The organism is Pseudomonas sp. Van50 (genome assembly GCF_055390755.1).
Genome location: NZ_AP024343.1, coordinates 5,007,376 through 5,033,294 on the forward strand (window position 1 = coordinate 5,007,376; position 25,919 = coordinate 5,033,294).

Sequence of the window (25,919 nt, forward strand, 5' to 3'; positions counted from 1 at the left end):
CCGTTGGGCGAGCGGTAAACGGATGAATCGCTGAACCAGAGACAGGTTATCGAGCTGAGTCATTCAAAGGGTCTCCAGGTCTGCCAGGAAGTCATGCATCTCACTCAGGTCTGCGCTGGAGTGAGGGGTCAGGTGGCCCGCCAGTTGTGCGGCGTAGTCGGCCAGGGACGTGGTGCTGAACAGCAAGTCCAGGGGCACCGTGGCGCCCTGTTCCATTTGCAGGCGCGCCGTCGCTTGCGTCGCCAGCAGGGAATGCCCACCCAGTTCAAAGAAGTTGTCGTCGCGCCCTACCCGTTCGAGCTTGAGCACGTCTTGCCAGATGTCGGCGATGCCCTGTTCGAGCGCGCCCTGTGGCGCCACGTAGGCACGCAGCAGTTGCTGGGCGTCCGGCAGCGGCAGGGCCTTGCGGTCGAGCTTGCCGTTGGGGGTCAACGGGAAGCGTTCGAGCAGCAGCCAGTGCGCCGGCATCATGTAGTCGGGCAGCAAGGGCGCAAGCTGCGCCTTGAGGGTTTCGCGCAGCGCCGTCGGTTCGGCAGTCTCTGGATCGGTGGCCACCATGTACGCCACCAACTGCAGGCCGCCCGGCCCGGGTTGTGGCACTACCACGGCTTCGCGGATCGCTTCCTGGGCCAGCAGGCAGGCTTCGATTTCCCCCAGTTCGATGCGGAAGCCGCGGATCTTCACCTGATGGTCGACCCGGCCGATGTACTCGATCACGCCGTCGCCACGCTGGCGCGCCAGGTCACCGGTGCGGTACACCCGCGTACCATTGCCGAACGGGTCCGGCAGGAATCGCTCGGCGGTCAGCGCCGCCCGGTCGTGATAACCCCGGGCCAGGCCGTCGCCGCCAATCAACAGTTCGCCGATCAGCCCGACCGGGTTCGGCGCGAAGTGATCGCCGACGATGTACAGCGACGTGTTGGCAATCGGCCGGCCGAGGTACGGCACGCGGTGCTCTTGAGTCAAGCGGTAGGCCGCCGACCAGATGGTGGTTTCAGTCGGGCCATACAGGTTCCAGACCTCGCCAGCGACGTCGAGCAACCGCTCGGCCAGGTCCTCGGCCAACGCCTCGCCACCGCACAGGCATTTGCGCCCGGCCAACAAACCGGACGCCGGGTGGTCGAGCAACATGCGCCAGGTCGAGGGCGTGGCCTGGACCACGCTGACCTGTTGCCGGTCGATGGTCTTGAGCAGCGCTTCGGGGTCGTGGGCACTCTGCTTGTCCACCAGCACCACACAGGCACCGCTCAACAGTGCGCCGTAGAGTTCCAGGCCGAAGATGTCGAACGAGAACGTGGTCAGCGACAGCACCCGGTCACGGGCGGCGATGCCCGGTTCACGGGCCATGCTGGCGACAAAGTTCACCAGCGCTTCATGACGCACCATCACGCCCTTGGGCTTGCCGGTGGAACCCGAGGTGTAGATGGCGTAGGCCAAGTGCTCCGCATCCAAGCGCGTCGCCGGCGCCTCGCCGGCATAACCGTCGAGCCAGCCCCCCTCCTGATCCAACACCAATGTCTTAACGCCAACCCCACCCCCTGTGGGAGCGAGCTTGCTCGCGATGAGGCCCTCACCTTCAACATCATCATTGACTGAACCACCGCCATCGCGAGCGAGCTCGCTCCCACAGAACTGGTCGAGCAATGAACGTTGGGTCAGCAGCAGCTCGATGCCGCTGTCTTCGATCATGTAGGCCAGGCGATCCTGGGGGAACGCCGGGTCCAGCGGCAGGTAGGCGCCACCGGCCTTGAGGATCGCCAGCAAGGCGACAATCATGTCCACGCCACGCTCCAGCGCCACACCGACCAACCGATCGGGCCCCACGCCCTGTTCGATCAAACAATGGGCCAGGCGGTTGGCCCGGACATTGAGTTCGCCATAGCTCAGCACCTGATCGGCGAACACCAGCGCCGTGGCATCCGGCGTTTGCCGGGCCTGGGCCTCGAACAGCCGATGGACGCAGCGCGACTGGGGATATTCCGCCGTGGTGGCGTTCCAGCCTTGCACGTGCTGGCGGGTTTCGCGCTCGTCGAGCACGCTCAGTTCGCCCAGAGGCCGTTGCCCGGCGTCGATCATTTGCAGCAGCAAGCGTTGCAGGTGCACGCCGATCTGCTCGACCGAGGCCTCGGTGAAACGAGCGCACTGGTAGCTGAACTGCACTGCCAGCTCGGCACCGAGGCTGACCAGCAGGGTCAGCGGGTAGTTGGTCTGTTCCAGGTTGTCCACGGCACCGAAACGCAAGCCTTCAGGCGCACCGTGTGCCAAGGCTTCGGAAATCGGGTAGTTCTCGAATACCAGGATGTTGTCGAACAAGGCTTCGCCGCCCAGGCCGGCCCAGCGCTGGATGTCGAACAGCGCCGTGTGCTCGAACTCGCGCAAGGCCAGGTTCTGCGCCTGGACGCTGTGCAGCCAGTCGCCCAGGTCCTGTTCCGGACGCGGGCTGGCAATGACCGGCAAGGTGTTGATGAACAGGCCGATCTGGCCCTCGACGCCCACCAGGTCCGCCGGCCGCCCCGCCACCGTTGCGCCGAACGCCACACTGGCCTTGCCGGTGTAGCGTTGCAACAGCAACAGCCAGGCCGCTTGCACCAGGGTGTTGACGGTGACTTTGGCCTGGCGGGCGAACTCGGCCAGGCGTTGGGTCTGCATCCCATCCAACTGCATGCGGTGATGGCCGTACAGCGTCGCCGAGACGTCCTGTGCCGGGCGCGCAAACACCTGGGCCAGACGCACCGGCTCATCCAGCGTGCGTAGCTGTTGCGTCCAGAACCCTTCGCCGAGGCTCGCGTCCTGGCGTTGCAGCCAGGCGATGTAGTCGCGATAACGGCCAGTCGGGCGGGCCACGCTGTCGCCGCGGTAATGCTGCAACACTTCGCCGAGCAACTGCGCGCTGCTCCAGCCATCCATCAGGATGTGATGGTTGGTGTAGATCAGGTGATGCCGATCCGTGCCGGTGCGCACCAGCACCAGGCGCATCAACGGCGCCTGGGTCAGGTCCACACCTTGGGCCCGTTCTTCATCGGCGAGGGTTTGCAAGGCGTCGTCGATATCCGTCCGCCCGTTCCAGTCGAGCACACGGAATGGCACCTCGACCTGACGCTGGACGATTTGCACCGGCTGCTCCAGGTCGCCCTGCCAGAAGAACCCGGTACGCAGAATGTCATGGGCATCGACCACCGCCTGCCAGGCGGCGCGGAAACGCTGCGGGTCGACGCCCTCGACGTCGATGCGCATCTGGTTGATGTAATCGCCACTGCCGTGGCCGAGCAAGGAATGAAACAGCATGCCCTGCTGCATCGGCGACAGCGGGTAGATGTCGTCGACAGCCTGAGGTGCTCGGACCAATGTGTCCAATTGCGCCTGGGACAGCCGCGCCAGCGGGAAGTCCGACGGCGTCACGCCACGGTGCTGGCTGTCGCAGCAATGGTGGATGAGCGCGGTGAGTTCTTGCAGGTAGTCATCGGCCAGGCGCTGGATGGTCGCGGCGTTGAACAGGTCGCCGCTGAAGGTCCAGCTCAAGTCCAGCTCGCCGCCGAAGACTTTGCCGTCCAGCGCCAGCGGACTGCCCAGCGGGCCCTGCATGTTCAGCTCTTCACCGCCATGCTCGTCGGTGGGCACGAACAGGGCATCGTCAGCCGCCGCGAAACTGCCGTCGAACTGGCCGAGGTAGTTGAAGGTCAGTTGCGGCGTCGGCAAGGCCTGCAACGCTTGCCGCGCCGGCGCATCGCCCAGGTGCGCCAAGGCACCGAAACCGATGCCCTTGTGGGGAATGGCGCGCAGCTGTTCCTTGATCAGCTTCAGCGAAGCACCGAGTTCGGCAGCGGGTGTGAGGCGAGCCGGGAACAGGCTGGTGAACCAGCCGACCGTGCGGGTCAGGTCGATGTGTTCGAACAGTTCTTCGCGACCGTGGCCTTCGAGTTGCACCACCACGCTGTCAGCGCCAGTCCAGCGCACCATCACCCGCGCCAGGGCGGTGAGCAACAGGTCATTGACCTGGGTGCGATAGGCCGCCGGGGCTTGCTGCAACAGCTGCCGGGTGAGGGACTTGTCCAGTGACGTGCGGACAGTCATGGCCTGAGCCTGTTGCCGCCCACCCTGGGGGTTATCCCATGGCAACGCCGTGGAGGCGCCTTGCAACTGTTGCTGCCAGAAACCCAGTTCGGCCTGCAAGGATGCGCTGCGAGCATAGCCCTGCAACGCTTCGGTCCAGGCTTTGATCGCACTGGTCTTGGCCGGCAACTGCACGGTTGCGCCGGTCAGTGCCTGCCGATAGGCCGTCTGCAAATCTTCGACGAGGATCCGCCAGGACACCCCGTCGACCACCAGGTGATGCACGATCAGCAGCAAACGCTGGGTGCCATCGGCGAGGTTCGCCAGCACCGCGCGAATCAGCGAGCCGCCGTCCAGTTGCAGGCTGCGCTGGGCCTGATCGCCCAGGGCTTGCAGCGCGGCGAGATCGGCGACATCGGCTTGCCAGACAATCCCGTCGGCCACCCCGTCACGGTAGCGCGCCGTCCAGCCTGCGGCCTGCTCGATGAAGGCCAGGCGCAGGCTGTCGTGGTGCGCGACCAGGGCATCCAAGGCCTGCTCCAGCGCCTGGGCATCCAGCGCTTGAGTCGGCTTGAGCATCACCGACTGGTTCCAGTGATGACGGTCAGGAATCGCCTGGGCGAAGAACCACTGGTGAATCGGCAGCAGCGCCGTTTCGCCGGTGACCGGTCGTTGATCGATCGCTTGCAGCGGTGCGCCCGTCTGGGCCACCGCCGCCAGCGCCTCGATGGTCTGGTGCTGGAACAAGTCCTTGGGAGTGAAGTGGATACCGGCCTGGCGAGCACGGCTGACCACCTGGATCGAGACGATGGAGTCGCCGCCCAGTTCGAAGAAGTTATCCCGCAGGCCCACTTGCGCGAGCTTGAGCACGTCCTGCCAGATCGACACCAGTTGCTGTTCCAACGGGCTGCGCGGTGCCACGTAGGTTCGCTGCAATTGGCTGACGTCGGGCTTGGGCAGGTTCTTGCGGTCGAGCTTGCCGTTGGGGGTCAGCGGCAGGCGTTCGAGCAGCAGCAGATAGGCTGGGACCATGTGCGCCGGCAAAGTCGCCTTGAGCTGGTCACGCAAGTGCTCGGCGAAAGCCTCATCCACGGACTCGTCGGCCACCACATAGGCAACCAGACGCTTGCCACTGCCAGCAGCCCCTTCCTGGGCCACCACCACCGCTTCGCGAACGCCGTCGAGGGCTTGCAGGCTGGCTTCGACTTCACCCAGTTCGATGCGGAAGCCGCGGATCTTCACCTGGTTGTCGATGCGGTCCAGGTAATCGAAGGTGCCATCGACGCGTTGGCGCACCAGGTCGCCGGTGCGGTAGAGCAAGCCACCACTGCGGCTGAACGGGTCGGCGACAAACCGTTCGGCTGTCAGGCCCGGACGGTTCAGGTAACCCCGCGCCAGCCCGGTGCCGCCCAGGTACAGTTCACCGGCCATGCCTTGGGGCAGCAGGTTCAAGTCAGCGTCGAGCACGTAGGCGCTGCGGTCGCCGATGCGGCTGCCGATGGGTGCATAGGCGGCGCCACACGCCACGTCGCGGCCGGCCTTCCAGATCAACGGGGTGACCACGGTTTCGGTCGGGCCGTAACCGTTGATGATGAAGTCCGGATCGAGGGCGCGCTTGACCCGTTCGAAACTGGCGTTGGGCACCGCATCACCGCCGAAGCAGTAGATACGCACTTTCGGCGGGTTGCCGACGCGCTCGGCGTGCTCGGCCAGTTGTTGCAGGTACACCGGCGGGAACGCCACCACGGTCACGTCGTGCTCAGCCATGGCGTTGTAGGTCTGTTCCGGGGTCCACAGGCTGTCGTCGCGAATCAGCAGTGAAGCACCATGGGTCAGGCTGGTAAGCCAGCGTTCGTGGGCACCGTCGAAGGCGAAGGACATGAAGTGGAATTCGCAATCGCTGCCCTGCATTTCATAGCGCTCACCGATGGCCTGGCAGTGCATCGCCAGCGGACCGTGGGCCACGCTCACGCCTTTGGGGTTGCCGGTGGAGCCGGAGGTGTAGATCACGTAGGCCAGGTTCTGCGGATCGACCTGAACGGACGGCGCCTCCAGAGGTTGCTGGCTCAAGTCCAGACGATCGAGTTCCAGCACCTGGGCGGCGCCGTCCAGGGGCAACTGCGCCGACACCCGGGAATCGGTGAGCAACAACGCCAGCCCCGAATCCTCGATCAGGTACGCCAGGCGTTCCCGTGGGTAACTGGTGTCCAGTGGCACATAGGCCGCGCCGGCCTTGAGCACCGCCAGCAGCGCGACGATCACCCCTTCGCTGCGCGGCAGGGCCACGCCAACCCGGGTTTCCGGGGCCACGCCACGGGCAATCAAGGCGTGGGCCAACTGGTTGGCGCGTCGGTCGAGGTCGCCATAGCTGAAACGCTGGCCGCCGAAGATCACCGCCGTCGCGTCGGGCTTGCGCGCCGCCAGATCGGCGATGCGCTGATGCACGGCGATGTCGGTCGGGTACGGCTGCGGATGATTGGCGGCCTGTTGCCGGGACTGTTCCTCGGCGCTGACCAGGGCGATTTGCCCGAGGTTGCGCGCCGCCGACTCGGCGAAGCGTTCCAACAAATGCAACAACTGCGCGCTGATGCCGTCGATGGCCGCCGGGCTGAAATGCGCCCGGTCGAAACTGTAGTGCAGCGCCAGCGTCTCGCCGAGGGTCACCGCCACGCTCAACGGGTAATGGGTTTGCTCCTGGTGGCTGACTTCGCCAAACACCGCGCCCTGCCCGGCGCCTTCTGCCAGGGCCTGGGCAATCGGGTAGTTCTCGAACACCAGGATGTTGTCGAACAGCGCCTCGCCGCCCTGGCCGGCCCAGCGCTGGATGTCCGCCAACGGCGTGTGCTCGAACTCCCGCAGGCTCAGGTTCTGTGCCTGCACGGCTTGCAGCCAGGCACCGACCGACTGGTCCGGACGTGGCGCGGCGATCACCGGCAAGGTGTTGATGAACAGGCCAACCTGTTGCTCGATGCCCGGCAGATCCGCCGGACGCCCGGCCACGGTGGCACCGAAGGCGACGCTGTCATGGCCGGTGTAGCGTTGCAGCAGCAACAGCCACGCCGCTTGCACCAGGGTGTTGAGGGTGACTTTCTGTTGCCGGGCGAACTGCTCCAGGGCCTGGGTGCGGGTCGCGTCCAGGGTCTGGAAGTGATCGCCATGGCCGCTGTGGATTTCGCTGGCGGACATGACGCGCGCCAACCGCGTCGGCTCTTGCAGGGTGGCCAACTGACCGGTCCAGAACGTCTCGCTCAGTTGAGCATCCTGGCGCTGCAGCCAGGCGATATAGTCGCGGTAACGCCCGACATTGGCCTTGGGCAAGCGACCGCTGTAGCGCTGCAAGACTTCACCCAGCAATTGGGCGTTGCTCCAGCCGTCCATCAGGATGTGGTGATGGGTGTAGATCAGGTGCCAGCGCTCGGCCTCGGTCTGTACCAGCACCAGGCGCAGCAACGGTGCCTGGGCCAGGTCGAAGCCCTGACGGCGCTCGGCCTCGGCACATTCATTCAGGGCCTCGGCGAGGTGATCGTGCCCGCGCCAATCGAGGACCGTGAAGGGCAACTCGACCTGGCGATGGACGATCTGCAACGGTTGCTCGAGATCGCCCTGCCAGACAAAACCACTGCGCAGGATGTCCTGGGCGTCGAGGGTGGCCTGCCAGGCGTCGGCGAAGCGCTGTGGATCGAGGCCCTGCACGTCCACGCGCAACTGGTTGATGTATTCCCCTGCCGCCTGCTCGTACAAGGTGTGGAACAGCAAGCCCTGCTGCATGGGCGACAGTGGATAGAGGTCATCCAACTGCCCGGCAGCCACCGGCAGGCTGTCGAGTTGCGCCTGGCTGATGCGGGCCAGGGGGAAGTCCGATGGCGTGGCCTGTGGCGTTTCCAGCGCGCAGCAGTGTTCGATCAACGTCCTCAGTTCAGCGAGGTAGTCAGCGGCCAGTGTCTCGATGGTCTGCTGCTTGAACATCCGCTCGCTGAAACCCCAGTTCAGGGACAGCTCGCCGCCATAGACCTGGCCTTCCACCGTCAACCAATTCGCCAGCGGTGCCCGGGCATGTTGCGCCGCGCCACTGCCTTCACCAGAGGGAACAAACAGCGCACCGTCGTCGAACTGCCGGTCGAACTGGCCCAGGTAATTGAAGGTGATGCGCGGCGCCGGCATGGCCGCCAGTTCGGCACGCACCGCCGGTTCGCCGAGGTAGCGCAGCACGCCATAACCCAGGCCCTTGTCCGGCACGGCGCGCAGTTGTTCCTTGATGGCCTTGACCGATGCACTCAATGCCGGCGCCGGGCTGAGGCTGACCGGGAACAGGCTGGTGAACCAGCCGACGGTACGGGTCAAGTCAACGCCATCGAACAGCGCTTCACGGCCATGGCCTTCGAGCTGGATCAGCGTGCTGTCCTGGCCGGTCCAGCGGCACACCGTACGGGCCAGGGCCGTCAGCAGCAGGTCATTGACCTGGGTGCGGTAGGCCTTGGGCGCCTGTTGCAGCAGTTGGCGGGTCTGTTCGGCGTCCAGCCGCACTTGCACCTTGCGCTCGTCACACGCCAGCAGCAGGCGCTCGGGGTAATCGCACGGCAAGCCGTTGCCGGCCGGCGCATGACCCTGGGCACGCCAGTAATCGAGGCTGGCCATGAAGCCATCGAGATGCCCGTGCAGGTGCGCCGACCATTGTCCATAAGCGCTGGTCTTGGCCGGCACCTGGATCGCCTGGCCGGCCTGCAGTTGGCGGTAGAACTGCTGCAGATCGTCCAGCAGCACGCGCCAGGAAACACCGTCCACCACCAGGTGATGGATCGCCAGCAACAAGCGCTGGCTGCCGTCGACCATGTCCACCAGCAACGCCCGCAACAGTGGCCCGTCTTCCAGATCGAGGCTGCGCTGGGCGTCGTCGCACAGGGCGTTGAGTTGTTCGACCGAGGTCGCCTGGCGCTGCCACAACACACTGGCCGCCGACGGCTCGGCATAGGCTTGCTGCCATTGGCCGTTCACCTGGGTAAAGCGCAGGCGCAGGCTGTCATGGTGCTCAGCCAAGCGGACCAGGGCCGAGGCCAATGCCACGGCATCAAGGTGTTCGCCCGGCACCAGCAGCAGCGACTGGTTCCAGTGTTGCCGCTCGGGAATGTCGCGCTCGAAGAACCACTGCTGCACCGGCGTCAACGGCACCGCGCCGCGTGCCAGACCCTGATCGATCGCCTGGCTGTCGCCCTGGCGCGCGACGAGCGCCAGGCTGCGCAGGGTCTGGTGTTGGAACAGGGCCTTGGGATTGAGCACGATCCCGACTTGCCGCGCCCGGCTGACCACTTGCATGGAGACGATGGAATCACCGCCCAGCTCGAAGAAGTTGTCTTCCAGGCCGATGCTGTCGAGGTTCAGCACGTCCTGCCAGATCGCCGCCAGGGCTTTTTCCATTGGGCTGTGGGGCGCGACGAATTCCCGCTGCTGCTCGCTGCCGTCAATGGCCGGCAACGCCTTGCGGTCGAGCTTGCCGTTGGGGGTCAGCGGCAGTTGTGGGAGGAACACCAGGTAGGCCGGCACCATGTAGTCCGGCAGGTGTTCGCGCAGGGCGGTCTTGAGGGCTTCGCGCAATTGCACCTGGGCCTCGGCGTCGGCCAACACCGCAGCCTCGCGCGGGACGATGAAAGCCACCAGTTGCTGGCCGTGCTCGCCGTCCTGGGCCAGCACCGCCAGTTCGCGCACCTGGGGTTGTTGCAGCAGGCGCGCTTCGATTTCCCCCAGTTCGATACGGAAGCCGCGGACCTTGACCTGATGGTCGATGCGACCGACGTATTGCAAGGCGCCGTCGGCCTGGTAACGGGTCAGGTCGCCGGTGCGGTACAGGCGCTCGCCGGTTGTGGAAAACGGGTTGGGCACATACTTCTCGGCGGTCATCGCGGCACGGCCGAGGTAACCACGGGTGATGCCCGCGCCACTCAGGTACAGCTCCGCCGAGACGCCTTGGGGTACCGGTTGCAGGTCGGCGTCCAGCAGGTAGCTGGCGGTGTGCTTGAGGGGCCGGCCGATGTTCGCCGTGCCGCCGGCGGTGCGCCGGGTCCAGGTGGAATAGGTGGTGTCTTCCGAGGGGCCGTAGAGGTCGTAGACATGCTCTACCCCCTGTGGGAGCGAGCCAGTGGGAGCAATTTCTGTGGGGGCAGGACTTGCAGGAACAGGGTCTGTGGGGGCTGGGGCTGTGGGAGCAAAGCTTGCTCGCGATGGCGATGGGTCAGTCACACATGGGTCAGCGGATAGGGCGCTATCGCGAGCAAGCTTTGCTCCCACAGGCTCAACCCCACAGGAGGGCTGTGGGTATAGCGCATCCACCAGGCTTTGCTTCAGTGGCTCACCAGCGAGGTTGATGATGCGCACGCTGGCCGGGATCTCGCCGCTGCGCTGCAACGCGGCAATCGCCGAGGGCACGGTGTTGATCAGTCGCACCTGATCCCGGGCCGGCAATTGCGGCAACTCCAGGGCATTGCGGGCGATGATCAGCGAGCCGCCGTTGGCCAGGGTCACGAACAGTTCCCACACCGACAAATCGAAGCACACCGACGTGGAGGCGAGTACGCCCTGGATGTCGTCGCGGTTGTAGACCGATCGGGACCAATCGATCAGCGCCAGCACGTTGCGATGGGCAATCGCCACGCCCTTGGGGGTACCGGTGGAGCCGGAGGTGTAGATCACATAAGCGAGGTTGTCTGGCGTGACGTGGGTGACCGGTGCACCCAGTGGGTACTGCCCCAGCTCGATCCGATCCAGCATCAGCACGGCGGTTTCGGCCGGCACGTTCAGCGTCGCCGCCACCGCCTGCTCAGTCAGCAAGACCCGGGCGTGGCTGTCGTCGAGCATGTAGGCCAAGCGCTCGGCCGGGTAGTCCGGGTCCAACGGCACGTAGGCGCCGCCGGCCTTGAGCACCGCCAGCAAGGCGATCAGCAGGTGCTCGGAGCGCGGCATCGCCACGCCCACGCGCACTTCCGGGCCCACGCCCAATTCGATGAGTTTATGGGCCAGGCGATTGGCGCGGCCGTCGAGCTCGCTGTAGGTCAGTCGGATGTTGGCGAAGGTCACCGCCAGTGCATCCGGTGCAGCATGGGCCTGGCGGGCGATCATCTGGTGGATGCACAGCGCCTGGTCGAACGGCGCATCCACCGGGTTCCAGTCATGGATCAGGCGCTGGTACTCATCGGCTTCCAGCAGCGGCAATTCACCGACGAGCGCGCGGCTGTCGGCGACCATGCCGTGCAGCAACCGTGTCCAGTGCCGGGCCATGCGCTCGACCGTGGCGGCATCAAACAGATCGTTGGCGTAGGTCAGCGCCGCATGCAGTTTGCCGGCCTTTTCCCAGGTGTCGAGGGTCAGGTCGAACTGGGTGGTGCGGCTCTGCCATTCCAGCATCGACAACTCCAGCCCCGACGCCGTGCGGATGCTGGCGATGTCGGCCACTTGTGGCTGGTGGTTGTACATCACCTGGAACAGCGGTGTATGGCTGAGGCTGCGCTCCAGTTTCAGGGCTTCCACCAACCGTTCGAACGGCAGGTCCTGATGGGCCTGGGCGCCGAGGGCGGCTTCCTTGACCGTGCGCAGCAACTCATCGACACGGGTCTGGCCGCCGAGCTCGGTGCGCAATACCTGGGTGTTGACAAAGAAGCCGATCAGCCCTTCGGTTTCGGCGCGGTTGCGGTTGGCGATGGGCACGCCGACGCGGATATCGGTGTGGCCGGTGTAGCGATGCAGCAGCACGTTGAACGCGCCAAGCAGGAGCATGAACAGGGTGATGTTGTGCTGCTGGGCGGTGGCGCGCAGTTGCTCGGCCAGTGCCGGCTCCACAGCGAACTCAAAGCGCGTGCCGCGATAGCTGGGCATCGCCGGGCGTGGGTGATCGATGGGCAGCTCCAGCACGGGATGCTCATCGCCCAATTGCGCCTGCCAGTATTCGAGTTGACGCGCCTGCTCGCCTGCTTCCAGCCAGCGGCGTTGCCACAGGGCGTAGTCGCTGTACTGGATCGGCAAATCGGCCAGTTGCGGCGCCACGCCTGCTTCATGGGCGTCGTAGCAGCGGATGAACTCGTCGATCAGTACGTTCATCGACCAGCCGTCGGAGACGATGTGGTGCAAGGTCAGCAGCAGCACATGTTCCTGCTCATCGAGCGTGAGCAATTCGACCCGCAGCAACGGGCCGCTGGACAGGTCGAAAGGCTGCATCGATTGCGCTTCGGCAGCCTGGCGCACCGCCTGCTCGCGCTCGGCCGCCGGCAAGGCGCTGAAGTCCTGGCGCTTGATCGCCAGCGCTGTGTTGGAGGGGACCTGCAGCAGGCTGTCGTCGGCCTGGCGCTGGAACACTGTGCGCAGGGTTTCATGACGGGCCACCAGGCTGGCGAAGGCTTGCTCCAGGGCCGGCAGGCTCAACGCGCCCTTGAGCCGCACCGCGCCCGGCAGGTTGTAGGCGCCGCTGCCCGGCTCCAGTTGCCAGAGAAACCACATGCGCTGCTGGGCATAGGACAACGCCTGGCGATCCTCGGCCTCGACACCCCGGGGAATGGGAAAACCGCTGAACTCCACGCCCTCCTTGTCCAACGCGGCCAGGAACATCCGGCGCTTTTCCAGGGGCAACCCGATAAACCGGCGAGCAAGTTTCAAGGCGTCTTCAGCATTCATTTCTGGGGTATCCGGAATCAGTGGGCACAAGGCACAAAGGCAAGTCGTCCCTATGAAACGAATGCAAGCCGGAAAAATTAGCGTTTGGGAATTTGTGTCAGGAAGGGGGCAGGACGGAGATTTCGAGAATGATGCGGAGCACTCATGTGGGAGCGAGCTTGCTCGCGATAGCGGTGGGTCAGCTTGCTGTTCGCTGACTGACACGACGCCATCGCGAGCAAGCTCGCTCCCACAGGGGATGGATCACCCCAGCCAATGTGGGGAAGGCATTTGAATGAGCTGGGAATCCAATCAGGCGCTGATCGCCAACCCATGCCGCCGATGATGCACGCTCAACTGATCCTTGATCAGGCGCAGCACCTTGGCCTCGTGCTCGTGAATGAAGAAGTGCCCGCCCGCCAGCATGTCCACCGAGAAGCTGCCCGTGGTTTCCTGGCGCCAGCCCATCAGTTGCTCCGTGGTGGCCTTGTCGGTCGTGCCGCCGAACACATGCACCGGGCAGTCGAGCAGTGGCCGCTGCCGCGGCTGGAAGCGGCCGCACAGCAAAAAGTCGGCCCGCAGGATCGGCAGGGTCAGGGCCATCAGCTCTTCATTGGCCAGGATCTCCTCGCTCGTGCCATTGAGGGTGCGCAGTTGCTCGATCAACTCAGCGTCGGTTTTCGCCTTGGCGAAACCGCGGTCGTAGTCGGCCCGCATCGTCGGCGCCGCGGTGCCGGAAGCAAACAGCGCCACCGGTTCCGGGCTGCCGAGCTCACGCAGGGCATGGGCGATTTCGCAGGCCAGCAGCGCACCCAGGCTGTGGCCGAACAAGGCGTACGGAGCCTGGAGCGTCGGGTACAGCTCCCGCGCCAGTTGCATCGCCAACGGGCCCATGTCGGTGTGCAGCGGCTCGTCGAAGCGCGCCCCGCGTCCCGGCAACTCCACCGGTTGCACATGCAGCCATTGCGGCAACTTGCGCCGCCAGCGGCTGTACACCATCGCGCTGGCGCCGGAATAAGGCAGGCACAGCAGGGTCAGTTGGGTCACTGCGGTTTTCTCCGATCGGTCGTGTAGGAAAGATAACGAGATCGTAACCCACAAAATTAGTCAAAACCGTTACGTTCGCTCCATCTTTCCCGTCCGACCTTATACTGGCGACCTCGACTCACTCCACCGCACAGGAGAACGCCATGGGCTGGTCCGCCAAGCAATACGTCACCTTCGAACAGGAACGTACCCGTCCGTCCCGGGACCTGCTCGCCGCCATTCCCCCCACACAGGCCCGTTCGGTGATCGACCTGGGCTGTGGCCCGGGCAATTCCACCGAACTGTTGGTGGAACATTTCAGCGGCGCCACGGTGCGCGGCCTGGACAGTTCCAGCGACATGGTCGACGCCGCACGCAAACGCTTGCCCGCCGTGGCGTTCGACACTGCGGACATCGGCCAATGGGATGAACCCGGGCCGTTCGACGTGATCTTCGCCAACGCCGTGCTGCAATGGCTGCCCGAGCACGCCACCCTGCTGCCCTCGCTGATCGGCAAACTCGCCCCCGGTGGCAGCCTGGCGATCCAGATGCCCGACACCCTGCACCAGCCCTCCCACCGCTTGATGCGGGAAATCGCCGCCAACGGTCCCTGGGCCAGCCAACTGGCCGGGGCGGCGGATTCGCGTACCGAGGTGGAGGATCCCAGCACCTATTACTCGATCCTCAAGCCCCACTGCAGCCGCGTCGATGTGTGGCGCACCACCTACCACCACCCCTTGGCCGGCGGCGCCGCAGGCGTGGTGGAATGGTTCAAGGGCAGCGGCTTGCGGCCGTTTCTCGAGCCGCTGGACGAGGCGCAACGCGAGCAGTACCTGGCACACTATCTCAAGGCGATCGAGCAGGCTTATCCAGCCCTGGACGATGGGACCGTGCTGCTGCCGTTTCCCCGGGTGTTCATGGTCGCGACACGCTAGGGCGAGGGTCGATGACGCAGCGACGAGGGCCTAAATTTCTGCTCCGGCCCCTCGTTACCTGCTAAGACCAAAAACCCGCAAGAGTGACCGCCGTGGACCTGCAAACCATCCTGGGCAAGCTGTTCGCCAATGCCGGCGCCGTTGGTATCGAAGGCGTCTTCCAATTCGTGTTCGGCCCGCACCAGGCGTACTGGTCCGAGGTCAAGGCCAGCAGCCGCACCGAGGCTGGCCGCCACACCAGCCCCGACGTCACCATCGAGGTGGCGGAGAAGGACTTCCTCGGGATCATGGCCGGCATGGCCAACGTGGAAGAACTGTTCGCCAGCGGTCGCCTGAAGATCGGCGGCAACATGGGCCTGGCGACGTTGCTGCCGCAGATCATCGACCATGCCCGGCATGGCGGTGGCGTGGTGGAAAAGGTCGACATGAACAAGCGCTACCCCACCCCGCCGCGCTTCAGCGAAAAGCTCACCGCCAGCCTGCCGATCCAACGCAGCGTGCAACGGCGGCCTCGCAGCGGGCTGTCGGTGCAGGAGTTTCGCGCCCAGTACCTGCCCCACGGCATTCCGCTGGTCATCAGCGATGCCTTGCAGGACTGGCCGCTGTTCAAGCTCAGCCGCGAAGAATCCCTGGTGCATTTTGCCGAACTGCAAGGCATCACCCGCCACGGCGACTACGTGAAGAAGACCTTCTCCACCGAACGGGACTTTCGCTCCACGTCCATGGCCGACTTCATCGCCTCCCTCGACAGCCCGGCGGCCAAGGGCGCCGACGGTGAACCACCGGCCTACATGGGTAACAACATCCTGCCGGCGCGGCTGATGGAGCAGATCAAGTTTCCGCCCTACTTCGACCCGTCGCTGTTCATCCCACCGCGCATCTGGATCGGCCCCAAGGGCACCCTGACACCGCTGCACCGCGACGACACCGACAACCTGTTCGCCCAAGTCTGGGGCCAGAAAATCTTCACCCTCGCCGCGCCTCACCACCGCGAAGCCCTGGGCACCTGGTCCACGGCCCCCAGGGCGGGCTGGACGGCTGCGACTTCAACCCAGACGCGCCGGACTACCAACGCTTCCCCCACGCCCGGGACGTGACCTTCATGCGCGTGACGCTGGAGGCTGGGGATTTGCTGTTTTTGCCGGAAGGCTGGTTCCATCAGGTGGAGTCGGTGTCGACGTCGTTGTCGGTGAATTTCTGGGTGAATTCAGGGCGGGGTTGGTAACGGTCGGCCTAAAGCAACATTCTTTGTGGCAGGAGGATTGTGGGAGCAAGGCTTGCCCGCGACGAAGGCAATGCGGTCTTTCAGAAATCGAGTCGCCTGTTTCGCGAGCAAGCTATGCTCCCACAGTCCCCTTGCCACAGGTTTGTGTTTGGACCTGGAATATGAAGACTGCTTCACCCAAGTGAACTCCACCCTCCCCACATCAGTCAGCAGGTAAGGCCCTCCACTCAAGGTGCTAGACCATGCAGATATCCCTCGCCCGACAGGTTGCCCTGGTCACCGGCGCCAGCTCCGGCATTGGCGCAGGCTCGGCCAGGGCGTTGGCCGACGCCGGTGCCGCGGTGGTGCTCAACTACCACTCCAGCGCCGGCCCGGCGCAAGACCTGGCCCGTGAAATCAACGCCAACGGCGGCCGCGCCATCGCCGTCGGTGCCGATGTATCGAAGGAGCACGAGGTCGAGCAATTGTTCGCCCAAACCCTCGAAGCCTTTGGCACGCTGGACATTCTGGTGGCCAATTCCGGCCTGCAAAAAGACGCCGCCGCCGTCGACATGAGCCTGGCAGACTGGAACACCGTGATCGGCACCAACCTCACCGGCCAGTTCCTCTGTGCCCGCGCCGCCCTGCGGGTCTTCAAGCGCCAGGGCATTCGCCAGGGCGTGTCCCGGGCCGCCGGCAAGATCATCCACATGAGTTCGGTGCACCAGCGCATTCCCTGGGCCGGCCACGTCAATTACGCCGCGTCCAAGGGCGGTGTCGATCTGCTGATGCAGAGCCTGGCCCAGGAAACCAGCCACCAGCGCATCCGCATCAACAGCATCGCCCCCGGTGCCATCCGCACGGCGATCAATCGCGAAGCCACCGAGGGCGAGCAGGAGCAAAAGCTGCTGGAACTGATTCCCTACGGTCGCGTCGGCGATGTGGAGGACGTCGCCAACGCGGTGGTCTGGCTGGCCTCGGACTTGTCCGATTATGTGGTGGGCACCACGCTGTTCATCGATGGTGGGATGAGCCTTTATCCGGGGTTTCGTGACAATGGCTGATCATGACGAACCGCAAAGCCCCATCGAGAACCACGGCATCATTGGCGACATGCGCACCGCCGCGCTGGTCAATGATCGCGGCAGTGTCGATTTTTTCTGTTGGCCGGAATTCGACAGCCCGTCGATCTTCTGCTCGCTGCTGGACACTGCGCAGGCAGGCATCTTCCAGCTCGCGCCAGACCTGCCGGATGCCCGTCGCCAACAAATCTACCTGCCCGACACCAACGTCCTGCAAACCCGCTGGCTGAGCGACGGCGCCGTAGTGGAACTCACCGACCTGCTGCCCATCGGCGACAGCGAGGACGATCTGCCGGTATTGATCCGCCGGGTGCGCATGACCATCGGCAGCGCGACGTTTCGCCTGCGCTGCGCGGTACGCCACGACTATGCCCGGGCCGCCACCAGGGCGCGCCAGGACGGTGCCCACATCTGTTTCGAGGCGCCGGGACAACCGAGCCTGCGCTTGTGCGCCGACCAGCCCCTGACGCTGGACAGGAACGCAGCGGTGGCCGAGTTCACCCTTACACAAGGCCAGAGCGCCGAGTTCCTGCTGGGCGGCATCGACGACCCACGCCTTCAGGACGACGTCAGCGCGATATGCCTGGAGCGGACCCTGGCGTTCTGGCGCGGCTGGATCGGCCAATCCAACTATCGCGGGCGCTGGCGGGAAATGGTCAATCGCTCGGCCCTGGCGCTGAAACTGCTGACCTCGCGCAAGCACGGCGCCATCCTCGCCGCCGCCACCTTCGGCCTGCCGGAAACCCGCGGCGGCGAGCGCAACTGGGATTACCGCTACACCTGGATCCGCGACGCTTCGTTCACGGTCTACGCGTTCATGCGCCTGGGCTTCGTCGAAGAAGCCAACGCCTATATGCGCTGGTTGCGCGGGCGGGTCAGCGACTGCTGTGACCAGCCGACCAAACTCAACATCCTCTACGGCCTGGACGGCAGGCTGGAGCTGCCGGAAACCGAGCTGCCGCACCTGAGCGGGTTCGGCAATGCGCAGCCGGTGCGCATCGGCAACCTGGCCTACCAGCAGGTGCAATTGGATATTTTCGGCGAGTTGATGGACGCGGTGTACCTGGTCAACAAATACGGCGAAGCCATCTCCCATGAAGGCTGGAAACACACCGTCGACGTGGTCGACCAGGTGTGCGAGGTCTGGCAGGACAAAGACGTGGGCATCTGGGAAATGCGCGGCGACAAGCAGCACTTCCTGCATTCGCGGCTGATGTGCTGGGTCGCCGTCGACCGCGCCATCCGCCTGGCCGAAAAACGCTCCCTGCCCGCCCCGTTCGCCCGCTGGGACGAGACCCGCCAGGCTATCTACCAAGACATCTGGACCAACTTCTGGAACGACGAACATCAGCACTTCATCCAGCGCCTGGGCAGCACCGCCCTCGACGGCTCGATGCTGTTGATGCCCCTGGTGCGTTTCGTCAGCGCCCGCGACCCGCGCTGGCTCTCCACACTCGATGCCATCGAAAAACACCTGGTGCGCGACGGCATGGTCTATCGCTACCGCAACGACGACAGCCCCATCGACGGCCTCAGCGGCATCGAAGGCTCATTCGCGGCCTGCTCGTTCTGGTACGTCGAATGCCTGGCCCGCGCCGGCCGCGTGGAAAAAGCCCAGTTGGAATTCGAACAACTGCTGCGCTACGCCAACCCGCTGGGGCTGTACGCCGAAGAGTTCGACAGCCACGGTTACCACTTGGGCAACACGCCCCAGGCCTTGACCCATCTGGCGTTGATCAGCGCGGCGAGTTTTCTGGACCGCAAGTTGAGCGGGGAGAAGAATCATTGGCAGCCGTGAGCGGAGTGGTCTGTGGCGAGGGAGCTTGCTCCCGCTCGACTGCGCAGCAGTCGCAAGAATCCTGGGGTCGCTTCGCAACCCAGCGGGAGCAAGCTCCCTCGCCACAAGAACGGTGTGTCCGTTAGCCGGTCGTCTCCAGGTCATCCAACGCACGGTTGGCCAGCAATCTGGCCAGCTCGATCAACTGCTGAATCCCCAGTGCTACGTGTCGCCGGGAGCCCTCCAGCTCGAACCCCAGGTCACTGACCAGCGCATCGGCCGAGGCCAGGGTTTCGCTGAGGCTGGTCAACACCGACTCGGTGTTTAGCCCGGGGACCACGGTGAACACCTGACCGTCCTGGGTATCGGGTTTGGCTGGGGTGGGAGACAAGTGAATGTCCAGCGCCCGGTCGGCGGCTTCGCGGAGTTTTTTTGTGTCGAGGGTGGTGTAGGCAGAAAGGTCTTCGGCGCGTGGAGGGTTGGGGGTGATCTTGACCATGACATGAATCTCCATTCGAACGTGGAGTTCACCATTTCCGCGACCAAGCAGAAGGTGGCGAACTGTACGCAGGTTGGTCGACCAGGGAATGGAAACCCGGCAGGGCCCGAAGCCCTCCCACGCACAGTCAGCCATAAAGCAGACAGCCGCTCGCGCGGCACCGTGCGCCATTCTAAACCCGGGCGACCAAACCCGGTCGCTGATTTTGCAGCGACGAGCAAAGCCTATCCCCGCCCCTTCCGAACCGGCAACCGACGCGACTCGTCAGAAAATTCCGGTACACCACATTTTTTGTAGGAACGCATAACCTGTGGCGAGGGAGCTTGCTCCCGCTCGACTGCGCAGCAGGCGCAAAATCTTCCAGCCTCCAAAGAATCGGCGTCTGGTGAGGGGTCGCTTCGCAACCCAGCGGGAGCAAGCTCCCTCGCCACAAGAGCATTGCAGTCTCCGAGTCCCCATTTATCACTCCGTCCCGTTAGAAGTTGCCAGCCCCCCAAACCCCTCCTAAGATCGATGCTCTCACGGGTGCAGCGGAGCTGCCCGATAAAAACCCGACTCAAGGACCTGACATGACCCATATCAAACGCCCCATCACCACCCCACCCCGAACAGGCCTGACCCGCGAAAACCTCTGGGAAGGCCAGGACCGGGGTCTGATCAAGTGCTGGGAAATCGGCCGCGACCGGGCGATGAAGTTTCCCGAATTGGCGCAACGTTGCCTGGCCGGTGAATTGCCGGTGCTGGGTTGGAAAGGTGGCGTCAGCCGCAGCCTGAAGAAAAACGAAAAATTCGGTTGCCTCAAGTACCTCGCCCAATGGCAGGGCCTGCGCGGTGAAGACCTGGACATCGACCTGACCCAGGAGCGCACCCTGACCTGTTCCAGCACGAACATGATCGTGACGTTTACCCCGGACCGGGCCAAATACGTCAACCAGGAACCTGCCTGAACGCAACCGCACACTGCCGGAGGCCGACATGAACCTTGAGCCCAGGATCGACTTCGCCGTCACGCCGTTGCTGCGCATCGCCTACGAAGAACACGGCCCCGCCAGCGGCGACCCCATCATCCTGCTGCACGGTTTTCCTTACGACCCCAGGGCGTTCGATGAAGTCGCGCCGACCCTGGCCCAGCGTGGCTATCGGGTCATCGTGCCCTACCTGCGCGGCTACGGCCCGACCCGTTTCAACAACCCGGCCATCATGCGTTCCGGCCAGCAAGCGGCGTTGGCCCAGGACCTGCTGGACCTGATGCACGTACTCTCCATCCCCCAAGCGGCGCTGTGCGGCTACGACTGGGGCGGTCGGGCGGCGTGTATCGTCGCGGCCCTGTGGCCCGAGCGCGTGCGCTGCCTGGTGACCGGCGATGGCTACAACCTGCAGGACATTCCACGTTCCACCCAGCCGCTGGACCCGGAAACCGAACATCGCCTGTGGTACCAGTATTACTTCCACACAGCCCGGGGCGTCGAGGGCCTGACCCGGAACCGGCGTGAACTGTGTGGCTTGCTCTGGCGCCTGTGGTCGCCGACCTGGACACGGGGCGCCGAACTGTATCCCCTTAGCGCCGCGTCGTTCGATAACCCTGACTTCGTCGACGTGGTGATCCACTCCTACCGTCATCGCTTCATGTACGCGCCGGGCGACCTGACGCTGGAGTGGATGGAGGAACGGCTGGCGGCACAACCGGCCATCAGCGTGCCGAGCATTTCCCTGTGCGGCGCCGATGACGGCGTGGGGCCCGCGTCGGAACACGATGAAGACGTCGAGCATTTCACGGGGTTCTATGAGCGCCGAGTGCTGCCCGGTGTTGGCCACAATATTCCCCAGGAAGCCCCCGAGGCCACGCTCAAGGCATTGCTGGATCTGCTTGAGGGCTGACGGCGAACCGCTCGCGATAGGCCTGGGGCGTCACGCCCATGGCCCGCAGGAAACTGCGGCGCAGGGTTTCTTCGCTGCCGAAGCCACATTGCACCGCCACCCGCTTGATCGACACCGCCGTGTCGGCCAACAGGCGGCGAGCGGTTTCCACACGAATCAACTCCACGGCCCGTGCCGGAGTCTGGCCGGTGTCGGCGCGGTAGTGCCGTACAAAGCTGCGTTCGCTCATACCCACCTCGGCGGCCAGGCTCGACAGGCCCAGGTCGCGGGTGAGGTTTTCGGCGATCCAGGCATGCAAGTCATCAAACCGACTGCCCTGCTTTTGTAGCGACAAGGTCACGCTGAACTGCGATTGACCGCCGGGGCGCTTGAGGAACACCACCAGGTGCCGGGCGACCTCCAGCGCCACCGCACGGCCCAGGTCCTCCTCGACCAGCGCCAGGGCCAGGTCGATGCCGGCCGTGACCCCGGCCGAGGTCCAGACCGGACCGTCGTTGATGAAAATCGGGTTGGGTTCGACCCGCAACTGCGGATGTTGCTCGGCCAGTTGTTCGCAGCGGGTCCAGTGCGTCACCACGCGCCGTCCGTCCAGCCAACCGCTGGCGGCCAGCAGGAACGCCCCGGTGCACACCGACGCCACCCGGCGCGAACGCAGGCCGTGATCCTTGACCCAGGCCACCAGCGCCGGGTCCTTCGCCGCTTCGTACACACCCCAGCCTCCGGCGATCAACAGCGTGTCGCTGCCTTCGCTCGGCAGCGGCTCGGCCATCAGCGCCAACCCCGCCGAGGACATCACCGCCCCGCCGCCCACGGCGATGACCGTCGGCGTGTACGGCAGCGGCAGGCCTTGCTGGCGGGCCAGGTCGTTGGCCGATGCGAAGACCTGCAAGGGCCCGGTGACATCCAGCACTTGCACGTTAGCGAAGGCCAGGACATGAACGATTTTCGGAGAGCTGGGCATATTGGCGTGATTCGTGGGCTTATTGGCGTATACGCCAGAGCCTACGGATCTAAAGTAAAACCGTCCACCCCTCGGGCATCATCCAAAGGAGAACGCGACATGACGTTGCAGATCGGTTTGCTGTTATTTCCCCAAGTCCAGCAGTTGGACCTGACCGGCCCTTATGACGTGCTGGCCTCGTTGCCGGACGTGAAGGTCCACTTGGTCTGGAAGGACCTGGCGCCGGTCACCGCCAGCACCGGGCTGGTGTTGCTGCCCACCACCACGTTCGAGGACTGCCCGAAGCTCGACGTGATCTGCGTCCCTGGCGGGACCGGCGTCGGCCCCCTGATGGAAGACGAACAGACACTGGCCTTCATCAAGCGGCAAGCCGCCGACGCGAAATACATCACCTCGGTGTGTACCGGTGCGCTGGTACTCGGTGCCGCGGGCCTGTTGCAAGGCAAGCGCGCCACCACCCACTGGGCCTATCACAGCCTGCTGCAAACCCTGGGCGCGACGCCGATCAAGGAGCGCGTGGTCCGCGACGGCAACCTGCTCACCGGTGGCGGCATCACGGCCGGGATCGACTTCGCCTTGACCCTGGCGGCCGAACTGTTCGACCAGGACACCGCCGAACTGGTCCAACTGCAACTCGAATACGCCCCTGCCCCTCCGTTCAACGCCGGCAGCCCGGACACCGCGCCGACGCGCGTGCTGGAAGAAGCGAACCGGCGTGCGGCCGAGTCGTTCCGGGTGCGCTCGCAAATCACCCAGCGTGCTGCGGCGCGGTTGGAACAGGCGTAACGATCAGTCCCGATGGAAATGAAATCCGTGGTGAGGGGGAGTTGTCCCCTCACCGCAAAGGTCATCGGTTCATCATCCCTCCTGGCGATACAACACCATCCCCGCGTGGTAGAGCACGCCTTCGCGAAAATCCCCATCGGCGGTGAAACCGGTGTCGTCGTGGTATTCGATATGGTCATCCTGTAGCCAGTAGTCGCCCTGATATGCGCTTTCACGTACACCTCGCGCTTCGTCATAGCGTCCGCCCGGCAGCAACCGATGGCGAATCACGCCATCAGCCGTCACCCATAGGCCGACGAATTTATCCTGGTCTCCAAATGCCTTTCTCATGGGACATCTCCTGTCGGTCAAGTCGGTCAGAATGGACTGGCGGTTGGCCGCACGATCAATTCGCTGACGTCTACGTCCGCTGGTTGTTCGATGGCGTAGGCGATTGCCCGGGCGATGGCTTCGGCCGGAATGGCGATCCTGCGGAACTCACGCATTTCGGCACGTCCACCTTCATCGGAAATGCTATCGGCCAGTTCCGATTCGGTCACACCGGGGGAAATCACCGTCACCCGCACATCGCCCCCGACTTCCTGGCGCAAGCCTTCGGAAATCGCGCGCACGGCGTACTTGGTGGCGCAGTACACGGCGGCCGTCGGGCTGACGGCGTAGGCACCGATGGAGGCGATGTTGATGAACTGGCCGCTGCGTTGACGCTGCATCAACGGCAGGCCGGCGGCGATACCGTGGAGCACGCCGCGGATGTTGACGTCGATCATGCGATCCCACTCCTCGACTTTCAGCGCCTCGAGCTTGGAGAGCGGCATGACCCCGGCATTGTTGATGATCACGTCGACCCGACCGAATCGCTCGACAGCAAAGTCGACGAAGTCCTGGACATCCTCACGACGGGTCACGTCCACGGCCTTGCAGACCGCCTGCTGGCCGGCGGTTTCGAGTTCCTGCACCAGTGTTTGCAAACGATCGATGCGCCGCGCGCCAAGCACGACACGAGCACCGCGAGCCGCAAGCAACCGCGCCGCGGCTTCACCAATCCCGCTGCTGGCGCCGGTGATGACCACAACTTTGTTTTGAATATCGGACATGATGGTTCCCTCGTCTGGCTGTATTGGCTCCCGGTGGGAGCGTTTTGACAGGTCCAGATTAGGGAACCGACCGAGGCCAGGGTTAGCCGGATCCTCCTGCGCACTTGCACAATCCTGTAGCGATAGATCCGACTCTGGTCGACAGCCGCGCAATCGGTTTTACTAGCGCGGTCTATTCATTTTGGCCAGGGAGGTTGCTCGGCATGTCGGTATCCACGTCCATCCACATTGCGCCAGACGACAACGTCAATCAGCGTCGCGCCGAACTGGCGAGCCTGATGATGCGCTTCGCCCCGGAATTCGGCGTCCACCCCACGGCCATCGAGGCGTTGCACCTGATCCGCAGTGACCAGCCGACCGAAGCCCTGCACGTCGTGCACAAACCTGGTTTGTGCGTGATTGTCGAGGGGCGCAAGGAAGTGCACCTGGCGGACGAATGCTACGTGTATGACCCGCTCAATTACCTTGTCGTCTCGGTGACCCTGCCGTTGGCCGGCCAGGTGATTGAAGCCAGTCCCGAGCGCCCCTACCTGTGCATTCGCCTCGACATCGATCCGGCACAGATCTGCCGCCTGATCGCCGACGCCAGCCCCATCGACGTGCCGGCCGAAAGAACCGGACGCGGGTTGTTCCTGGATCGCATCGATGCGCCATTACTCGACGCGGTGTTGCGCTTGCTGCGGCTGCTGGACAGCCCGGACGATATCGCCACCCTCGCGCCGTTGGCCCAACAGGAGATTTTCTACCGGCTGCTGCGTGGCGCCCAAGGCCAGCGCTTGCACGAAATTGCCATTCCCGACACACAGACCCATCGCATCAGCCGCGCCATCGAGTGGCTCAACACCCATTACGCCGAGCCGTTGAGCATCGACAGCCTGGCACAAATGATCAATCTCAGCCCTTCGGCCCTGCATCACCGCTTCAAAGCCGTGACCGCCATGAGCCCGCTGCAATACCAGAAACAGTTGCGCCTGCAGGAAGCCCGACGGTTGTTGTTGGCGGAGAACAGCGACGTTTCGTCAATCGGCTACAAGATGGGGTATGAAAGCCCTTCGCAGTTCAGCCGCGAATACAGCCGTCTATTTGGCGCCTCGCCGAGCAAAGACATCGCTCGTTTGCGTGCCCAGGCCCTGCAAGCCACGAGCGCCTGATCCTGCACACAAACAGGATCAGGCAAAACCAGGACAGTATCCGTCTAACGCCCGCCCCCGCCTCGCCCCTAATCTGAACCCATGCAGCAAGACAACCGTCCCGGCTGCAACGGGTTCAGCAGATCACGACATCTGAACGACCCGGCACTCAACCTGATATGACCGGAGTCTTTACCATGAAAACGTTCAACACCTTGATCGCCGTTACCACCTTCGCCCTGAGCGCCAGTGCGTTTGCCCTGCCGAGCCAGCAGCAAGACCGTTTCTTCACCTGGGCTGGCGATTACCAGCAGCCGGTGGCCGCTGATGGCGCGGATCGGACGCCTGGAGGGCAGACACTCGCGGCCGATGGTGCCGATCGGACGCCTGGGGGCCAGACCTTGGCCGCTGATGGTGCCGAGCGGACGCCTGGAGGGCAGACGCTCGCAGCCGATGGTGCTGACCGTACACCTGGGGGCCAGACCTTGGCTGCTGATGGTGCCGAGCGTACCCCCGGAGGGCAGACGCTCGCAGCCGATGGTGCTGATCGTACGCCTGGGGGCCAGACCTTGGCTGCTGATGGTGCCGACCGCACCATGACCCGGCGCCTGGCATGATCAGGCAACTTTTCCATAGACGAAAAAAAACCCGCCTAGGCGGGTTTTTTGAGGACCAATTTGACTCCCTGTCCGGCATTCCATGCCTGGTCCAATCATCCATGACCCCAAGCACTCCCTGTACTCAGTGGATGAACATAGATTAGGCCTACCGGTGACTTGGAGAAAGACGAGAAAGCAGCAACGGCGTGTAAGCGTTTCGCTATAGGACTCTTTCCTGGCTTTTCAACGGGCGAAAAAAAACCCGCC

The 25,919-nt window shown here is 64.4% G+C and carries 14 protein-coding genes and 2 pseudogenes (1 of these 16 running past the window's edge); 9 read left to right on the top strand and 7 right to left on the bottom strand.

Annotated elements, in window-relative coordinates; translation table 11 throughout:
* From ACZ5M5_RS21140 to ACZ5M5_RS21150, 3 genes and pseudogenes are all read right to left on the bottom strand, one after another.
* Window positions 1-63 (bottom strand): annotated as a pseudogene (locus ACZ5M5_RS21140) (amino acid adenylation domain-containing protein) (it extends 11,015 nt beyond the left edge of the window).
* Window positions 64-12,702, bottom strand: a complete 12,639-nt coding sequence (locus tag ACZ5M5_RS21145) for a non-ribosomal peptide synthase/polyketide synthase (RefSeq protein ID WP_464737934.1) — start codon at window positions 12,700-12,702, stop codon at window positions 64-66.
* Between the two features lie 291 nt (window positions 12,703-12,993).
* Window positions 12,994-13,728 (bottom strand): thioesterase II family protein, encoded by a 735-nt coding sequence (locus ACZ5M5_RS21150; RefSeq protein ID WP_060741391.1) that lies wholly within the window; start codon window positions 13,726-13,728, stop codon window positions 12,994-12,996.
* 143 nt (window positions 13,729-13,871) lie between these two features.
* Between ACZ5M5_RS21150 and tam the strand changes: the two genes are divergently transcribed.
* The 4 genes and pseudogenes from tam (at window position 13,872) to ACZ5M5_RS21170 (ending at window position 18,726) form a co-directional block, all read left to right on the top strand.
* Window positions 13,872-14,642 (top strand): trans-aconitate 2-methyltransferase, encoded by a 771-nt coding sequence (gene tam / locus ACZ5M5_RS21155; RefSeq protein WP_464737935.1) that lies wholly within the window; start codon window positions 13,872-13,874, stop codon window positions 14,640-14,642.
* Between the two features lie 92 nt (window positions 14,643-14,734).
* Window positions 14,735-15,867, top strand: a pseudogene (locus tag ACZ5M5_RS21160) (cupin-like domain-containing protein).
* 242 nt (window positions 15,868-16,109) lie between these two features.
* Window positions 16,110-16,910: an SDR family oxidoreductase gene (locus tag ACZ5M5_RS21165; RefSeq protein ID WP_464737936.1), complete on the top strand. Its 801-nt coding sequence runs from the start codon at window positions 16,110-16,112 to the stop codon at window positions 16,908-16,910.
* The gene (locus ACZ5M5_RS21170; RefSeq protein ID WP_464737937.1) at window positions 16,903-18,726 is read left to right on the top strand and encodes a glycoside hydrolase family 15 protein; all 1,824 of its coding nucleotides are present in this window, start codon (window positions 16,903-16,905) and stop codon (window positions 18,724-18,726) included. Before ACZ5M5_RS21165 ends, ACZ5M5_RS21170 begins: the two co-directional genes overlap by 8 nt.
* 121 nt (window positions 18,727-18,847) lie before the next feature.
* Here ACZ5M5_RS21170 and ACZ5M5_RS21175 read toward each other — a convergent pair whose 3' ends face one another.
* Window positions 18,848-19,204 (bottom strand): DUF6124 family protein, encoded by a 357-nt coding sequence (locus ACZ5M5_RS21175; RefSeq protein WP_060741386.1) that lies wholly within the window; start codon window positions 19,202-19,204, stop codon window positions 18,848-18,850.
* A gap of 569 nt (window positions 19,205-19,773) precedes the next feature.
* Between ACZ5M5_RS21175 and ACZ5M5_RS21180 the strand changes: the two genes are divergently transcribed.
* Together ACZ5M5_RS21180 and ACZ5M5_RS21185 are read left to right on the top strand one after the other, a co-directional pair.
* Window positions 19,774-20,151, top strand: a complete 378-nt coding sequence (locus ACZ5M5_RS21180; RefSeq protein ID WP_060741383.1) for a hypothetical protein — start codon at window positions 19,774-19,776, stop codon at window positions 20,149-20,151.
* A 28-nt stretch (window positions 20,152-20,179) separates the two neighbouring features.
* The gene (locus ACZ5M5_RS21185; RefSeq protein WP_464737938.1) at window positions 20,180-21,082 is read left to right on the top strand and encodes an alpha/beta fold hydrolase; all 903 of its coding nucleotides are present in this window, start codon (window positions 20,180-20,182) and stop codon (window positions 21,080-21,082) included.
* On the opposite strand, the gene ACZ5M5_RS21190 is transcribed toward ACZ5M5_RS21185, so the two are convergent.
* Window positions 21,051-22,043 (bottom strand): GlxA family transcriptional regulator, encoded by a 993-nt coding sequence (locus ACZ5M5_RS21190; protein ID WP_464737939.1) that lies wholly within the window; start codon window positions 22,041-22,043, stop codon window positions 21,051-21,053. The two genes, ACZ5M5_RS21185 and ACZ5M5_RS21190, sit on opposite strands and share 32 nt — an antisense overlap.
* Window positions 22,044-22,142: 99 nt before the next feature.
* Between ACZ5M5_RS21190 and inhA the strand changes: the two genes are divergently transcribed.
* Window positions 22,143-22,829 carry an isonitrile hydratase gene (gene inhA / locus ACZ5M5_RS21195; protein WP_464737940.1) on the top strand — a complete coding sequence of 229 codons (687 nt, stop codon included), beginning with the start codon at window positions 22,143-22,145 and terminating at the stop codon, window positions 22,827-22,829.
* A gap of 72 nt (window positions 22,830-22,901) precedes the next feature.
* Here the strand turns inward: inhA and ACZ5M5_RS21200 are convergent, their stop codons facing one another.
* Window positions 22,902-23,159, bottom strand: a complete 258-nt coding sequence (locus tag ACZ5M5_RS21200; protein ID WP_060741379.1) for an Atu4866 domain-containing protein — start codon at window positions 23,157-23,159, stop codon at window positions 22,902-22,904.
* A 26-nt stretch (window positions 23,160-23,185) separates the two neighbouring features.
* On the bottom strand, window positions 23,186-23,923 hold the full coding sequence (locus tag ACZ5M5_RS21205; RefSeq protein WP_060741378.1) for an SDR family oxidoreductase: 738 nt from the start codon (window positions 23,921-23,923) through the stop codon (window positions 23,186-23,188).
* Window positions 23,924-24,126: 203 nt separating this feature from the next.
* On the opposite strand from ACZ5M5_RS21205, the gene ACZ5M5_RS21210 reads away from it, so the two are divergent.
* On the top strand, window positions 24,127-25,074 hold the full coding sequence (locus ACZ5M5_RS21210) for an AraC family transcriptional regulator (protein ID WP_464737941.1): 948 nt from the start codon (window positions 24,127-24,129) through the stop codon (window positions 25,072-25,074).
* A 176-nt stretch (window positions 25,075-25,250) separates the two neighbouring features.
* Complete coding sequence (locus ACZ5M5_RS21215; RefSeq protein WP_464737942.1) at window positions 25,251-25,670, top strand: hypothetical protein; 420 nt, start codon at window positions 25,251-25,253, stop codon at window positions 25,668-25,670.
* Window positions 25,671-25,919 lie beyond the last annotated feature (249 nt).